At 45.0% G+C, this 529-nt stretch carries 1 protein-coding gene and 1 pseudogene; one reads left to right on the forward strand and one right to left on the reverse strand.

Features of this window, described 5'->3' with window-relative positions; translation table 11 throughout:
• Positions 1-317: pantoate--beta-alanine ligase (locus tag R7E78_RS30150; RefSeq protein ID WP_318059146.1), on the forward strand; the 317-nt coding region annotated here is incomplete at its 5' end.
• Between the two features lie 51 nt (positions 318-368).
• Here the strand turns inward: R7E78_RS30150 and R7E78_RS30155 are convergent.
• Positions 369-529 (reverse strand): annotated as a pseudogene (locus R7E78_RS30155) (lipid A biosynthesis acyltransferase); the annotation flags it as partial.

Genomic DNA, 529 nt, shown 5'->3' on the forward strand with positions numbered 1-529 from the left:
AACGTCAACGTGCGCCAGTACTTGCTCGTACAATGCGTTGGATCAGCAGTGCCATTCGTGGTGGCCGCGATGATTACGCATCCATCATTGAAGATGCAAATGATCAGCTACGCGCTGCCGGTCTTCATCCTGATGAGATCTTCATTCGTGATGCTCGTACTCTGCAAGTGATCACACCAGAAACGACACAAGCTGTCATTCTGATGTCGGCATTCTTAGGTCAAGCTCGTCTTATCGACAACCAAACCGTTGATATGGTTGTGGAATCGAAAGATGAAACAGAATCTAATGATGGCACCACAGCAAACGCTGAATAAGCCAAACGCTCAAAAGAAAAAGGTCGACCTTGTGTCGACCTTTTTTATGTTCTACGTATAGACGCAATCAAATCCTTCAGGACGTGTTTTAAACCGTTTGTGCAACCACATCCACGCAGGAATATCGCGTCTTATCATTTTTTCGAGTTCTTGGTTCAAGATACTTGCCGCTTTCATCGCATTACGCTTTTCAAAATACTCACTGAGATCCT

The organism is Vibrio sp. YT-19(2023), from assembly GCF_033337395.1.